Annotated in this window: 12 protein-coding genes; 3 read left to right on the top strand and 9 right to left on the bottom strand. The window is 74.7% G+C overall.

The window, feature by feature from the left end; all coding sequences use genetic code 11:
* Positions 1-14 precede the first annotated feature (14 nt).
* The 6 genes from AC5L3Z_RS00650 to AC5L3Z_RS00625 all read right to left on the bottom strand — a co-directional run bounded on the left by AC5L3Z_RS00650 (position 15) and on the right by AC5L3Z_RS00625 (position 6495).
* Positions 15-515: a helix-turn-helix domain-containing protein gene (locus AC5L3Z_RS00650; protein ID WP_494838733.1), complete on the bottom strand. Its 501-nt coding sequence runs from the start codon at positions 513-515 to the stop codon at positions 15-17.
* A gap of 280 nt (positions 516-795) precedes the next feature.
* Entirely contained in the window at positions 796-1779 is a 984-nt protein-coding gene (hemB, locus tag AC5L3Z_RS00645; RefSeq protein WP_494838731.1) for a porphobilinogen synthase, read from the bottom strand.
* A 12-nt stretch (positions 1780-1791) separates the two neighbouring features.
* Positions 1792-3372, bottom strand: coding sequence for a bifunctional uroporphyrinogen-III C-methyltransferase/uroporphyrinogen-III synthase (locus tag AC5L3Z_RS00640; RefSeq protein ID WP_334525235.1), 1581 nt, complete (start codon positions 3370-3372; stop codon positions 1792-1794).
* Entirely contained in the window at positions 3369-4337 is a 969-nt protein-coding gene (gene hemC / locus AC5L3Z_RS00635) for a hydroxymethylbilane synthase (protein WP_494838729.1), read from the bottom strand. Before hemC ends, AC5L3Z_RS00640 begins: the two co-directional genes overlap by 4 nt.
* The gene (locus AC5L3Z_RS00630) at positions 4334-5731 is read right to left on the bottom strand and encodes a glutamyl-tRNA reductase (RefSeq protein ID WP_494838728.1); all 1398 of its coding nucleotides are present in this window, start codon (positions 5729-5731) and stop codon (positions 4334-4336) included. The genes hemC and AC5L3Z_RS00630 overlap by 4 nt, the downstream gene beginning before the upstream one ends.
* The gene (locus AC5L3Z_RS00625) at positions 5728-6495 is read right to left on the bottom strand and encodes a redox-sensing transcriptional repressor Rex (RefSeq protein WP_494838726.1); all 768 of its coding nucleotides are present in this window, start codon (positions 6493-6495) and stop codon (positions 5728-5730) included. The genes AC5L3Z_RS00630 and AC5L3Z_RS00625 overlap by 4 nt, the downstream gene beginning before the upstream one ends.
* 385 nt (positions 6496-6880) lie before the next feature.
* Here AC5L3Z_RS00625 and AC5L3Z_RS00620 point away from each other — a divergent pair, with 385 nt between their 5' ends.
* Together AC5L3Z_RS00620 and AC5L3Z_RS00615 are read left to right on the top strand one after the other, a co-directional pair.
* Positions 6881-8182, top strand: a complete 1302-nt coding sequence (locus AC5L3Z_RS00620) for a sensor histidine kinase (RefSeq protein WP_494838725.1) — start codon at positions 6881-6883, stop codon at positions 8180-8182.
* A 29-nt stretch (positions 8183-8211) separates the two neighbouring features.
* Entirely contained in the window at positions 8212-8868 is a 657-nt protein-coding gene (locus AC5L3Z_RS00615) for a response regulator transcription factor (RefSeq protein WP_334525249.1), read from the top strand.
* A gap of 149 nt (positions 8869-9017) precedes the next feature.
* Here the strand turns inward: AC5L3Z_RS00615 and AC5L3Z_RS00610 are convergent, their stop codons facing one another.
* From AC5L3Z_RS00610 to AC5L3Z_RS00600, 3 genes are read right to left on the bottom strand one after another with little or no spacing between them, the layout of a single operon-like run.
* Positions 9018-9668, bottom strand: a complete 651-nt coding sequence (locus AC5L3Z_RS00610) for an HAD family hydrolase (protein ID WP_494838723.1) — start codon at positions 9666-9668, stop codon at positions 9018-9020.
* Positions 9669-9688: 20 nt separating this feature from the next.
* Complete coding sequence (locus tag AC5L3Z_RS00605; protein WP_494838722.1) at positions 9689-9943, bottom strand: glutaredoxin family protein; 255 nt, start codon at positions 9941-9943, stop codon at positions 9689-9691.
* Positions 9933-11579, bottom strand: coding sequence for an AMP-binding protein (locus AC5L3Z_RS00600; RefSeq protein WP_494838720.1), 1647 nt, complete (start codon positions 11577-11579; stop codon positions 9933-9935). The genes AC5L3Z_RS00605 and AC5L3Z_RS00600 overlap by 11 nt, the downstream gene beginning before the upstream one ends.
* 497 nt (positions 11580-12076) lie before the next feature.
* Here AC5L3Z_RS00600 and AC5L3Z_RS00595 point away from each other — a divergent pair, with 497 nt between their 5' ends.
* Positions 12077-13051, top strand: a complete 975-nt coding sequence (locus AC5L3Z_RS00595; RefSeq protein ID WP_494838718.1) for an ECF subfamily RNA polymerase sigma factor, BldN family — start codon at positions 12077-12079, stop codon at positions 13049-13051.
* The last annotated feature ends 134 nt before the right edge of the window (positions 13052-13185 follow it).

Raw genomic sequence — 13185 nt, 5'->3', positions numbered from 1 at the left:
GGCGGCGGGCCGTCTCAGTACCGCTCCCGCATGTCCTTCGGCGGCGGCAGGTGGCGGTGCTGCGCCACCCGCACCTCCCACTGGCTGCGGCGCCGGCGGGCCTCCCGGTCGATCGGGCAGCGGTGGAAGGTCTCCGGGGGCCGGGCCAGGCCGTAGATGTCGCCCCACCACTCTCCCGGCTCGGGGTCGAGGATGGTGTCCAGGTGGGAGGGGTACCGCCGGCCCGCGCCGTCGCGGGTGTCGTCCCAGTCCGCCATCGGCTGGATGACCCGGCCGTCCGGGTCGACCACGGCGAGGTAGAGGCCCGCCGCGCCGAGCAGCCGTTCCAGCACCGCGAGACTGGGAGTCATCTCCCCCGTCTCCACCCGGCCCACCGTCGACGGGGCGACCTTCGCGAACCGGGCCATCTGCCGCTGCCCCAGGCCGGCGAGACGTCTGGCCCTGCGGACCAGGCCGGCGATCGGGAACTGGCCGACGGTGGGGCCGGTGGGCGGCGGGTCGAGCGCGGAGGCCATGCCGGCACCCTGCCCGCCGCCCGCCACCACCGGCAATCCCTGTGGACAAAGCTGTGGAAAACCCGTGCCGCTGCCGTGGCGCCCGACGCGCCGGCCGGGCAACCCCGACCACCCGGCCACCTGGCCACCTGGCCACCCGGCTCCCGGCCACCCGGCCACCCCGTCCGCACGCTTTGCTCTGCTGTCCCGACGGCAACACTGGAAGCGCTCCACCGTTGCGTGGGCGGCAGCAGAGCAAAGCGTGCGGGAGAGGGAGGTGGCGGCAGCGGCCGCCACCGGCTCAGTAGCGGTCGCGGAGCAGCTGGGCGGCCTCGACGGCCCAGTAGGTGAGGATGATCTGCGCGCCCGCGCGCCGGATCGAGGTGAGCGTCTCCAACATCACCCGCTCCCGGTCGATCCAGCCGTTCGCGGCGGCCGCCTCGACCATCGCGTACTCGCCGGAGACCTGGTAGGCGGCGACCGGGACGTCCACCGCGGCCCGGACCGCCGACACCACGTCGAGATACGGCAGCGCCGGCTTGACCATCACGATGTCGGCGCCCTCGGCGATGTCCAGCGCGACCTCGCGCAGCGACTCCCGCAGGTTCGCCGGGTCCTGCTGGTAGGTGCGCCGGTCGCCGTCCAGCGCCGACTCCACCGCGTCGCGGAACGGGCCGTAGAAGGCGGACGCGTACTTCACGGCGTACGCCAGCACCGCCACGTCCTGGTGCCCGGCGGCGTCGAGGGCCCGGCGGACCACGCCGACCTGGCCGTCCATCATCCCGGACGGCCCGACCACGCCGACCCCGGCGGCGGCCTGGGCCACCGCCATCTCGGCGTACGCGGCGAGGGTGGCGTCGTTGTCCACGCCGCCGTCGGGGGTGAGCAGCCCGCAGTGCCCGTGCGAGGTGAACTCGTCCAGGCAGAGGTCGCTCATCACCACGGTGGCGTCGCCCACCTCGGAGACGACGTCCCGGATGGCGACGTTGAGGATGCCGTCCGGGTCGATGCCGCCGGAGCCGGTGGCGTCGCGCGACGTCGGCACCCCGAAGAGCATGATGCCGCCCACGCCGGCCTGGACCGCCTCGACGGCGGCCTTGCGCAGCGAGTCCCGGGAGTGCTGGAGCACCCCCGGGAGCGACGCGATGGCCCGTGGTTCGGTCAGCCCCTCCTTGACGAACATCGGCACGACCAGCTCGGCCGGGTCGACGCGGGTCTCGGAGACCAGCCGCCGCACGGCCGCGTTACGACGCAGCCGGCGGGGCCGGATCTCGGGGTACGACACGGGAGCCTCCTGTCAGCGGAACCTCAGGGCGGTCGGCCCCTGCACCTTCGAGCCGCGGCGCTGCTTCGCCGGCATGGCGGCGAGCTTCTCGCGCAGCTCGACGGCGTAGGCGGCGAGCGCCTCCACCAGGTCGGGGACCGAGGCGTGCGGCGGCTGGACGTCGACCCGGAGGCCGAACTCCGTCGCGGTCTCCGCCGTCTTGGGCCCGATGACTGCAACAACGGTACGCGCGTGCGGCTTCCCGGCGATGCCGACCAGGTTTCGCACCGTGGAGGACGAGGTGAAGAGCACCGCGTCGAACCCGCCCGACTTGATCGCGTCGCGGATCTCGGCGGGCGGCGGGGCCGCCCGGACCGTCCGGTACGCGGTCACGTCGTCGACCTCCCAGCCGCGCTCGGTGAGCCCGGCGGCGAGCGTCTCGGTGGCGATGTCGGCGCGCGGCAGCAGCACCCGGCCGACCGGGTCGAGGATCTCGTCGTGCGGCGAGAACTCGGCCAGCAGGCCCTCGGAGGACTGCTCACCGGCGGGGACCAGCTCCGGCTGGATGCCGAAGGCGCGGACCGCGTCGGCGGTGGCCTCACCGATGCAGGCGATCTTGACGCCGCCGAAGTGGCGGGCGTCGAGGCCGTGCTCGGCGAACTTCTCCCAGACCGCCCGGACGGCGTTGACCGAGGTGAAGATCACCCAGGCGTACCGGCCGTCGACCAGGCCCTTGACCGCCCGCTCCATCTGCGCCGGGGTGCGCGGCGGCTCGACCGCGATGGTCGGCACCTCGCACGGGATCGCCCCGTACGCGCGCAGCCGGGCGCTCATCGCGCCGGCCTGCTCCTTGGTCCGGGGTACGAGCACCTTCCAGCCGTACAGCGGCCGGTTCTCCCACCAGCTCAGCTTGTCGCGCTGGCCGACGCCCTCACCGATGGTGAGCACCACCCGGCCGGTGAAGCCGAGCGCCGCCGCGACGAAGGAGTCCACGGTCGACGTGGTGGTGTACTGCGTCTCGCCGGTGCCGTCGCCGGTCACCCCGACGCCGGTGCCGCCGTCGACCCCGGCGGCCAGCAGGCCGTCCCGGATGGCGGCCAGGTCACCGGCGTCAACGGCCAGGGCCAGCGAGCCCCGGCCGACGGCCGCGGCGAGCGCCTCGAAGTCCAGCGTGCTGACGTCCTCGACGTCGGCGGCGGTCCGGACGCCCGGCAGCGGCACGCCCGCGTAGGTGGCGACGCCCTCGGCCTGGCCGACGCCCGGCACCACCTCGAAGTGCGCGGCGGTACGCGCCACCGCCTGCACCTCCTTGACCACCGAGTCGTGGCCGAACGGGTCACCGGCGACCAGGTGCACCGCGTTCAGCCCGGAGCGGGCGGCGGAGATGAGCACCTTGGCCACGTCACCCGGGGCGCCCTCGGCCGGGCTGAACTGGGCGTCGGACCTGGCCTGGGCGCGGACGGCGTCGAGCAGCGACTCGGGGACTCCCCGGTCGTACACCACCTGGTCGGCGTCGACCAGGGCGTCGTGCGCCCGGCGGGTCAGCAGGCCCGGGTCGCCGGGGCCGGCCCCGACGAACGCGATCCGGCCTACGGGCTTACGGGTGCGGGTCATTCTGTGCTCCCAAATTGCTGGGTCCCCGGGCCGGTGTGTCCTTCGTGGCCGAGGATCGAGTCGGCGCCGAGTTCGAGGAGTTCGGCGGCGAGTGCCTTGCCGATCTCCGCCGCGTCGGCGGGCGTTCCGGTGCGGGACAGCCGGAGGTCTCGGGTGCCGTCCGGGCTGATCACCGCCCCGCGCAGGTAGATCTCATCACCGGCGTCGCCTTCGGCGAGCTCGGCGTAGGCGGCGACCGGGGCGGAGCATCCGGCCTCCAGGGTGGCCAGCAACGCCCGTTCCGCGGTGACCGCGGCCCGGGACGGTGCGTGGTCGAGCACGGCGAGCAGCTCGACCAGTTCGGGGTCGTCGGCCCGGCACTCCACCGCCAGCGCGCCCTGGGCGGGCGCGGGCAGCATCAGCATCGGGTCGAGCGTCTCGGTGATCACGTCGGTCCGGCCGAGGCGGGCCAGGCCGGCCCGGGCCAGGACGACCGCGTCGAGGTCGCCGTCCGGGCCGAGTACCCGGTTGAGTCGGGTGTCGACGTTGCCCCGGATCGGGGTGACCTCCAGCTGGAGTCCGAGCGCGTGCAGCTGGGCCATGCGGCGCAGCGCGCCGGTGCCCACCACCGCGCCCGGCGGCAGCTCGGCGAGGGTGCGACCGCCCTTGGCGACCAGCGCGTCGCGCGGGTCCTGCCGGGGCGGCACCGCCGCGATGTGCAGCCCGGCCGCCGCGGCGGTGGGCAGGTCCTTGTACGAGTGCACCGCGAGGTCGATGGTGCCGGCGACCAGCGCGTCGCGCAGGGCGGAGACGAAGACGCCGACGCCGAGCCGGTGCACGGGGGCGGTCGACCGGTCACCGGCGGTGACCACCTCGACCAGTTCGACCTCGCGGCCGGTCGCCGCGGTCAGGGCCTCGGCGATCTGGCCGGACTGGGCCATCGCCAGGGCGCTGCCCCGGGTACCGAGGCGCAGGGGCTTGCTCATCGCTCACCTCCGGTGGGCGGTACGTCGGCGACGCCGAACGACGGCGGTACGTCGGCGACACCGAACGACGGCCGGCCGCCGTCGCTGTCGACGACGTCGGGAACGCTGTCCACCGGGGAGGTCTGCGGGACCTCCAGGTCGAACAGCTCGCGCAGCAGGGCGGCGTACTGGTCACCGCCGGGCTCCGCGGCGAGCTGACGGACCCGCACGGTGGGCTGGTGCAGCAGCCGCTGCACCACCCGGTGCACCGTCCGGGCGACCTCGGCGCGCTGGTCGTCGCTGAAGTCGGGGCGGCGCTGGGCGAGCCGGCGCAGCTCGGCGGTGACCACGTCGTCGGCCCGGCCGCGCAGGGCGGCCACGGTGGGCGCCACGTCGGCGCCGCGCAGCCAGGACAGGAACGCCTCGACCTCGCCGGTGACGATCCGGGTCACCTCGGCGGCGTCGGCGGCGGCCTCGCCGGTGGCGAGCAGCGTGGCCATCCGGTCGATGTCGATCACCTCGACGCCGGGCAGGTCGGCCACGCCGGGCGCGACGTCGCGCGGCACGGCCAGGTCGAGCAGGACCAGCGGGCCCCGCTCGGCGTCGCGGGCGGCGAGCGCCCGGGTCACCACGTCGAGGGTGAGGACCGCTTCGGTGGACGCGGTGGCGGCCACTACGATGTCCACTGTGGAGAGCGCGGTGACGAGATCGGCCATCGGGACGGCGTTCGCGCCGTACGACTCGGCCAGCCGCACCGCCCGGTCGGCGCCCCGGTTGGTGACGGTGATCGGGCCGGCGCCCAGCCGGGAGAGCGTCGCCACGCCCAGCGAGCCCATCGCGCCCGCCCCGACCACCATCGCCGGCCGGCCGGCGAGGTCGCCCTCGAGGTGGTCGGCGGCCAGGTCCAGCGCGGCGGTGACCACGCTCTGCCCGGCCCGGTCGATGTTGGTCTCGGCGTGCGCCCGCTTGCCGACCCGCAGCGCCTGCTGCATCAGCTCGTGCAGCAGCCGGCCGGCGGTGTCGGCGCCGCTGGCCCAGTGGTACGAGTCCCGCAGCTGGCCGAGGATCTGCGCCTCGCCGACCACCATGGAGTCCAGCCCGGTGGCGACCCGGAAGACGTGGTCGACCGCGGCGGCGTCGTAGTGCACGTAGAGGTGGTTGGCGAGCGCGGCGGGCGGGGAACCGGCCTGCTCGGCCAGGACGGCGCAGATGTCGCCGAGTCCGCCGTGGAAACCGGACACGGCGGCGTAGACCTCCACCCGGTTGCAGGTGGAGACCAGCACCGCCTCGGCGACGTACGGCTGGGCGACGAGGCGGTCCAGGGTGCGGGTGAGATCGGCGGGAGCGACCGCCAGCTGCTCCAGCGTGGCGACCGGAGCGGTGCGGTAGGACGCGCCGACGACGAGCAGTTTCACGTGCCGATCGCCTCCTGGGTGTCGGTGGCCGCGAGCCCGCCGGGCAGGGCGGTGAGCGCTGCCCCGGCGGCGGGGAGCGCGGTCAGCGACGCCTTACGGTGCTCGTGGAAGGACAGGATCTGCAACTCGATGGCGAGGTCGACCTTGCGCACGTCGACCCCCTCCGGCACCGAGAGTACGCACGGCGCGAAGTTCAGGATGCTGGTCACGCCGACGGCGACGAGCTGGTCGGCGACCCGCTGGGCGGCCGGGGCGGGGGTGGCGATGACGCCGATCGCGATCGACTCCTCGGCGGCGACCCGGGGCAGCTCGTCGACGTGCCGTACGACCAGGTCGTTGATGACCTCGCCGACCCGGGCGCGATCGGCGTCGAAGAGGGCGGCGATCCGGAAACCCCGGCTGGCGAAGCCGTCGTAGCCGGCCAGGGCGTGACCGAGATTACCCACTCCGACCAGCGCGACCGAGCGGCAGTGGGTGAGCCCGAGCACCGACTCGATCTGGTCGATCAGCAGCGCGACGTCGTAGCCGACGCCCCGGGTGCCGTACGAGCCGAGGTGGGAGAGGTCCTTGCGGAGCTTGGCCGAGTTGACCCCCGCGGCGCTGGACAGCCCCTCGCTGGAGACCGTCTCGTGCCCGGCCTCGGCGAGGTTGTGCAGAGCGCGGAGGTACTCGGGGAGCCGCGCGACGGTCGCCTCCGGAAGGTCCGGGAGCGCCGGTACGGCACCGGCGCGGCCGGGCGCGCCAGGGTGACGGTGCTGACTCATGAGACTCCGTGCGGTGCGATCCTCGGCCGGCGACCGGCCGTATCGGGACTCCCGCTGGCGACCGAGATTGCCGGCTGTGCTAGCAGGGCGCGTCGGAACTACAGAGTAGGCGCTTGTGAAGACGTGCACAAATCGCGATCTTGCCGGCTCGCGACGCCCCTTCACCAGGCCCTCCATTCCGCAAGATCGATAGACCGCGCCCGCGCGACGCCGCACGGCGATTATTGCTCAATCCCGACTTCTCTGACCAATCGCACGCGCCCGGTTGCGCTGTGTCATCGCTCGCTCCGAGGCGAGCCTCACGCTCCGGGTAGGGAGAACCCCACCCCCGGAAGGCCGGCGAACGGGATGGGCCGGTGCCGGCCCCGCACCTAGCCTCGACGGCATGACCGCTCTCCCCGTGGCGACCCTGCCCGCCCCGGCGCCCGCCCGCGGCGTCGCCGGCCAGCTCCTGCGCGACTCCGGCTACGTGCTGCTCGGCCTGCCACTGGCGCTGGTCAGCTTCGTGCTCCTGGTGGTGGGGCTCGCACTGAGCGTCGGGCTGCTGGTCACCACGGTCGGCCTGCCGATCCTCGCCGGCACCCTCTACGCCGCCCGCGGCCTGGCCGACATCGAGCGGCTGCGCCTGCCGGCGGTGCTGCGCCAGCCCCGGGTCCGGCCGGCGTACCGGACGCCGGAGCCCGGGGCGAAGCTCTGGCGGCGGGTCTTCGTGCCGATGCGCGACGCGCAGTCCTGGCTCGACCTGGCCCACGGCATCTCCAAGCTGGTCGTGTCCCTGGTCACCTTCGCGCTGACGCTGGTCTGGTGGGCCGTCGCGGTGACCGGCGCGCTCTACTGGGCGTACGACTGGGCCATCCCGCACGGCCCCGACGACCAGGACCTCAGTCAGCTCCTCGGGATGGGTGACAGCTCCGTCGCGCGGATCGCCCTGAACACCGCGCTCGGGCTGTTCGCCCTGTTCACCCTGCCTCTGGTGGCCCGTGGCTGCGCCCTGCTCCAGGCCGGCTTCGCCCGGACGCTGCTGACCGGGGTGGCCGAGATGCGGCACCGGATCACGACGCTGGAGGAGCAGAAGCGGGCCGCCGCGTCGGCCGAGGCGGTCGCCCTGCGCCGGCTCGAACGCGACATCCACGACGGCCCCCAGCAGCGCCTGGTCCGCCTCGCGATGGACCTGAGCCGGGCCCGGCAGCAGCTGGCGACCGACCCGGACGCGGCCGGCCGGACCCTGGACGAGGCGGTCGCCCAGACCCGGGAGGCCCTCGCCGAGCTGCGGGCCCTGTCCCGGGGCATCGCCCCGCCGATCCTGGTGGACCGCGGCCTGCCCAGCGCGCTGGCCGCCCTCGCCGGCCGCGCCCTGGCCCCGGTCGAGCTGGTGACCGACCCGGACCTCGGCACGCCCGCCGGGCGGCTGGACCCGGCGGTGGAGAACACCGCGTACTTCGTGGTCGCCGAGGCGCTCACCAACGTGGCCAAGCACAGCGGCGCGAGCACCTGCCGGGTGGAGGTGACCCGGGCCGGCGGGCAGCTGGCCATCGTCGTGTCCGACGACGGCGTGGGCGGCGCGCACCTGGCCAAGGGGCACGGCCTGGCCGGCATCGCCGACCGGGCCCGGGCCGCCGGCGGCACGCTCGACGTGGTCAGCCCGGTCGGCGGCCCGACCGTGATCAGCGCCACGCTGCCGCTGTGAGGTCGGACGACGTGGTAGAAAACCGGACCATGCGGGTGGTGATCGCGGACGACGCCGTGCTGCTCCGGGAGGGGCTGGTCCGGCTGCTGACCGAGTCGGGGCATCAGGTGGTGGCCGCCGTCGGGGACGGCGACGCGCTGGTCGAGGCGGTGGTGACGCACCGGCCGGACGTCTCGGTGGTGGACGTGCGGATGCCGCCGTCGCACACCGACGAGGGGCTGCGGGCGGCGGTGGAGGCGCGCCGGCTGGTGCCGCGCACCCCGGTCCTGGTGCTCTCCCAGTACGTCGAGGTGTCGTACGCCGACGACCTGCTGGCGAGCACCGGCGAGGCCGGCGGCGGCGGGATCGGCTACCTGCTCAAGGACCGGGTGGCCGCGATCGACGAGTTCCTGGACGCGCTGGCCCGGGTGGCCGGCGGCGGCACGGTGCTCGACCCGGAGGTGGTCGGCCAGTTGCTGGTCCGCCGCCGCCGGGACGACCCGCTGCGGGAGCTGACCCCGCGCGAGCGCGAGGTGCTGGCGCTGATGGCCGAGGGGCGCTCGAACACCGCCATCGCCCGGACCCTGGTGGTCTCCGACGGCGCGGTCGAGAAGCACGTCGGCAACATCTTCACCAAGCTCGGCCTGCCCCCCGACGCCGACCAGCACCGCCGCGTCCGCGCCGTCCTGGCCCACCTCCGCGCCTGACCCCCACTCCTCCCCCTCCCCTCCCTCTCCCCTCCCTCTCCCCGTCGATCATGAAGTTGACGGCGCCAGGGAGATCCACATCGCCGGCAACTTCATGATCGACGCCGGAAGCGCCTGGGGGCGGGGGCGGGGCGGGAGGCGGGGGGAGGTTACGGGAGGGTGGTGGCCAGGGTTACCGCCTGGGTGAGGGTGTCGGCGGTGGGGTGGGTGCTGGCGCGGAGGCGGGCCGGGTCCGACAGGCCGCCGGTGTAGAGGACGCAGCTCGCGCCGACGCTCTCGGCGGCGTGCGCGTCGTCGAGCGAGTCGCCGATCAGCACCACCTGGCGACCGTCGAGCCCCAGCTCGGCGAGGTGCTTCTCCAGCCACTCCGCCTTGAAGCCCCCGCCGACCGTGGCGCGCAGCCCGTCGACCCGGCTGAAGTGCGGGGTCAGCCCGTAGGTGTGCACGGTCGGCACCAGCTCGTCGTGGAACCACATCGAGAGCAGCGACTGGCTGCCCGGCCAGGCCGCGATGGCCGCGGTCGCGTCGTCGGCCAGCGCGCAGGTGGTCAGCCGGCTCCGGTACGCCTCGTGGAAGATCCGGTCCAGCTCGCCGAACGCCTCGGCGTCGACCGCCCGCCCCAGCATCTCGGCGTAGTAGTCGGCGATCGGCCGGCGGAACCGGACCCGGTGCTCGTCGGTGGTGACCGACGGCCCGCCGACGCTGGCGAAGGCGATATTGGTCGCCTCCACCACCAGGTCGAGGTCGTTGAGCAGGGTGCCGTTCCAGTCCCACACCAGGTGGTGGCGCGCAGGGGTCATCGCAGCACCATAAGGCCGGCTCAGAGCTGTGGGGTGGTCAGGTCCCGCAGCAGCCGCTCCTCCTCCACCCGCCAGTAGCCGTGCTCCCGGCCGTCGAGGAGCACCACCGGCAGCCGGTCGCCGTACTCGCGCTCCAGCTCGACGTCGCCGGTCACGTCCTTCTCCACCCACCGGTCACCGGTGACCGCCACCACCCGGTCCAGCGCCGCCTTGGCCTCGTCGCAGAGGTGGCAGCCGGGCCGGGTGATCAGGGCGAGCCGGGCGTCAGTGGACATCGGGCACCTCCGTAGAGCGGGCGGGCGGCGCCGGCCGCAGCTGGGTCTTGCGTACCTTGCCGATCGCGGAGTACGGCAGCTCGTCGACGAACTCCACGTCGGTCGGGCACTTGAACCGGGCCAGGTTGCGCGCGCAGTGGGCGAGCAGCTCCTCGCCGCTGACCGGACGCCCCGGCGCCGGCACCACGTACGCCCGGACAGTCTCCCCCGTCCGGGGGTGCGGCACACCGAGGACGGCCGAGCCGACGACCCCCGGGTGCCCGTCGAGCACCAGTTCGACCTCGTGCGGGTAGACGTTGAAGCCGTTGACCAGGATCAGCTCGCCGAGCCGGTCGACCAGGAACAGGTCACCCTCGTCGTCGGCGTAGGCCACGTCCCCGGTGGCCCACCAGCCGTCGGCGTCGGGGCCGCCCCGGCCGTCCGGCCAGTAGCCGGCGAAGAGGTTGGCCCCGCGGACCACGACCTGGCCGGGGTCGGTGCCGGGCGACGGGTCGACCAGGAAGGGGTCGTCCCCGTCGTCCTCCGGCGCCGTCGCGCCGTCCCGCCACAGGTCGACCCCGTCCGGCCCGACCAGGCGGAGCTCGACGCCGGGCAGCGGCCGGCCGACCGAGCCGGGCTTCGGCTCCCCACCGACCAGGGTCGAGGTGAGCACCGGGGCGGTCTCGGTCAGCCCGTACCCGACGTGCACCCGGTGTCCGGTGGCCTCGGTGAAGCGGGCCGCGGTGGCCGGGTCCAGCGGCGCGGCGCCGCAGACCGCGACCCGCACCGAGGCGGTGGCCGCGGCGACCGTGTCGGCGTCCGCGCCGGCCCAGGCCAGGAACATCGACGGTACGCCGACCAGCACGCTGACCCGGTGCCGGGCGATCACGTCGAGCGCGCCGGTGTCGCCGAGGTCGTCGACGAGCACCCCGGAGGCGCCGTGGTGGACCACCGCGCCCAGCCCCGAGTTCAACCCGTACGCGTGGAACAGCGGCAGGGCGAGCAGCACGGTGTCGTCCGGCCCGACCACCGGCGGGGTGATCCGGTCGAGCTGGTCGTGGTTGGCGGCGAGCGCCCGGTGCGGGAGCATCGCCCCCTTGGGCCAGCCCTCGGTGCCCGAGGTGTAGAGCAGCACCGCCAGGTCCTCGCCGCCGCGCGCCGGGGCCGGCGGCGCCGCCGGCCCGCCCGTGGGCAGTTCGGTGTGCACGGCCGCCAGGGCCGGCAGCTCGGCGGCGAACCCGGCGACCCGGTCGCGGACCGCCCCGGTGCAGAGCAGCACCGTCGCGCCCGAGTCGGCGAGCACGTGGCGCAGCTCCCGGGCGGTGAAGCCCGGGTTGACCGGCACCGCGACCAGCCCGGCCCGCAGCACGGCCAGGTAGGCCACCACGAAGTCCGGCGAGTTGGGCAGCGCGATCGCCACCCGGGGCGGGTGCCCGTCGGTCGCGGCGGGTGCCTCCGCGGCGAGGGCGGCGGCGGTGGCGGTCACCGCGGCGTCGAGTTCGGACCAGGTGACGGTGCGATCGCGGTGGTGCAGCGCGGGGCGGTCGCCGTGGGCGACCGCCGCTCGGCTGAGTCGGTCGGCGAGGTTCGGCGCGGGGCTGTCGGCGGGGTCCTGCACGGTGGCTGAGTCTGGCACAGCGGCACCCCGCCCGGCCATGCCCCGCCGACACCCGGTCACCACGGGTGGGCCGCACGGCCGACCGGACCCGTCCCGCCGGGTCCCCGGGGCATCCGCCACGCGGCCGGAGTCGTCCGGCCCGCGACCCGCCGGGGAGCCGGTGGCGACGGCTCCCACCAGGACTTTCCACTCCGGATCAAGCCACGACGTGAAAGTCAACCGCACACGACGGACAACCGGTCCGCCGTTCGTGCGACCCAGGGGGAAATACTTTGGCCCTGTGTAACGGACTTGCCACGCGCGGGTGACGTTGGCCCTATCATCACTCGGGTCGGCTCACCCGATTTGCCGTGAGTCGACACCCCTCAGCCCGAGGAGGCCCCCGTGCCTGTGAGCGCATTGGACCAGCACCTCAAGGGGATCTGCCGCCCGTCGGCACACCCCTGTAAGGCCCTGCCCGCCCGGGGCCGACCGGACGCCGCCACGGCGTCCCGTCGCCACCGGGCGCGTCCGGCCGCGCGCACCGGGGAGGCACGGTGACCACCTTCGGCTACGCGGAACGACCCGCCGGCCTGAACGGCCTCACCGGCCCGACACCCCGGACGTCGCCGAACGAACGCCTGGAGCCGGTCCGCTCCGACGACACCCGCAGCCGCGCCGACGGCGCGTCCCGGCGCCTGCGCAACCGACACAACGAGGCACCGGCCCGGCAGGTCGTACCGGGCGGCAACGCCAAGCCGAACGGCGGCCGGGTGGTGTCCCCCGCCCGGCCCAGCATGCCGGCGCAGAGCCGGCGGGTCGGCGAGCCGCCCGCGGTGGCCGACTCGTCCGGCCCCGAGACCGCGGTGCTGCCGGCGGTGCCGGCGGGTGACACCGCCGTGATCCCCGCCGTGCCGGCCGCCACGACACCCGCCACCGGGTTTCCCAGCCGGCCCGACCCGTCCGACCCGGCCACCGAGGTCTGGGGGCTGGTGGAGCGGGCGCAGGCCGGCGAGTCCGAGGCGTTCGGCCTGATCTACGACCGGTACGTCGACACCGTCTTCCGCTTCGTCTACTTCCGGGTGGGCAACCGGCAGCTCGCCGAGGACCTCACCTCGGACACCTTCCTCCGCGCGCTCAAGCGGATCGGCAGCTTCACCTGGCAGGGCCGCGACCTGGGCGCCTGGCTGGTCACCATCGCCCGCAACCTGGTCGCCGACCACTTCAAGTCCGGCCGTTACCGGCTGGAGGTGACCACCGGCGACGTGCTCGACGCCGACCGGGAGGACCGCGGCCCGGAGGGCAGCCCGGAGGCGGCGGTGGTGGAGCACATCACCAACGTCGCGCTGCTCACCGCCGTCAAGCAGCTCAACCCGGAACAGCAGGAGTGCATCGTGCTCCGCTTCCTCCAGGGCTTCTCGGTGGCCGAGACGGCCCGGGCGATGGGCAAGAACGAGGGCGCCATCAAGGCGCTCCAGTACCGTGCCGTGCGCGCCCTGGCCCGCCTGCTCCCGGACGGTTTCCAACCCTGAGCGCCCGGCGACGACGATCACGCATCGTGATTTCGCTGCCGGCCGCCCCGTAACCCCGGCCCCTCGCGGACCGTTTTTCCGGGTGCGACCGGTGGTTGTCCCGGCGCCGCCGGACCCACCCGGTCCGGTACAGC

The sequence above is a fragment of the Micromonospora sp. LZ37 genome, from assembly GCF_059359015.1.
Note: the sequence above shows the minus strand (reverse complement) of the source record. Positions and strands in the feature narration are given on the sequence as shown.

Excerpts from the sequence above, each read along its gene's own strand:
- AC5L3Z_RS00620 (WP_494838725.1), top strand. The coding sequence starts at position 6,881 with ATGACCGCTCTCCCCGTGGCGACCCTGCCCGCCCCGGCGCCCGCCCGC.
- AC5L3Z_RS00615 (WP_334525249.1), top strand. The coding sequence starts at position 8,212 with ATGCGGGTGGTGATCGCGGACGACGCCGTGCTGCTCCGGGAGGGGCTG.
- AC5L3Z_RS00625 (WP_494838726.1), bottom strand. The coding sequence starts at position 6,495 with ATGAGTCAGCACCGTCACCCTGGCGCGCCCGGCCGCGCCGGTGCCGTA.
- AC5L3Z_RS00600 (WP_494838720.1), bottom strand. The coding sequence starts at position 11,579 with ATGGCCGGGCGGGGTGCCGCTGTGCCAGACTCAGCCACCGTGCAGGAC.
- AC5L3Z_RS00605 (WP_494838722.1), bottom strand. The coding sequence starts at position 9,943 with ATGTCCACTGACGCCCGGCTCGCCCTGATCACCCGGCCCGGCTGCCAC.
- AC5L3Z_RS00610 (WP_494838723.1), bottom strand. The coding sequence starts at position 9,668 with ATGACCCCTGCGCGCCACCACCTGGTGTGGGACTGGAACGGCACCCTG.
- hemC (WP_494838729.1), bottom strand. The coding sequence starts at position 4,337 with ATGAGCAAGCCCCTGCGCCTCGGTACCCGGGGCAGCGCCCTGGCGATG.
- AC5L3Z_RS00640 (WP_334525235.1), bottom strand. The coding sequence starts at position 3,372 with ATGACCCGCACCCGTAAGCCCGTAGGCCGGATCGCGTTCGTCGGGGCC.
- AC5L3Z_RS00650 (WP_494838733.1), bottom strand. The coding sequence starts at position 515 with ATGGCCTCCGCGCTCGACCCGCCGCCCACCGGCCCCACCGTCGGCCAG.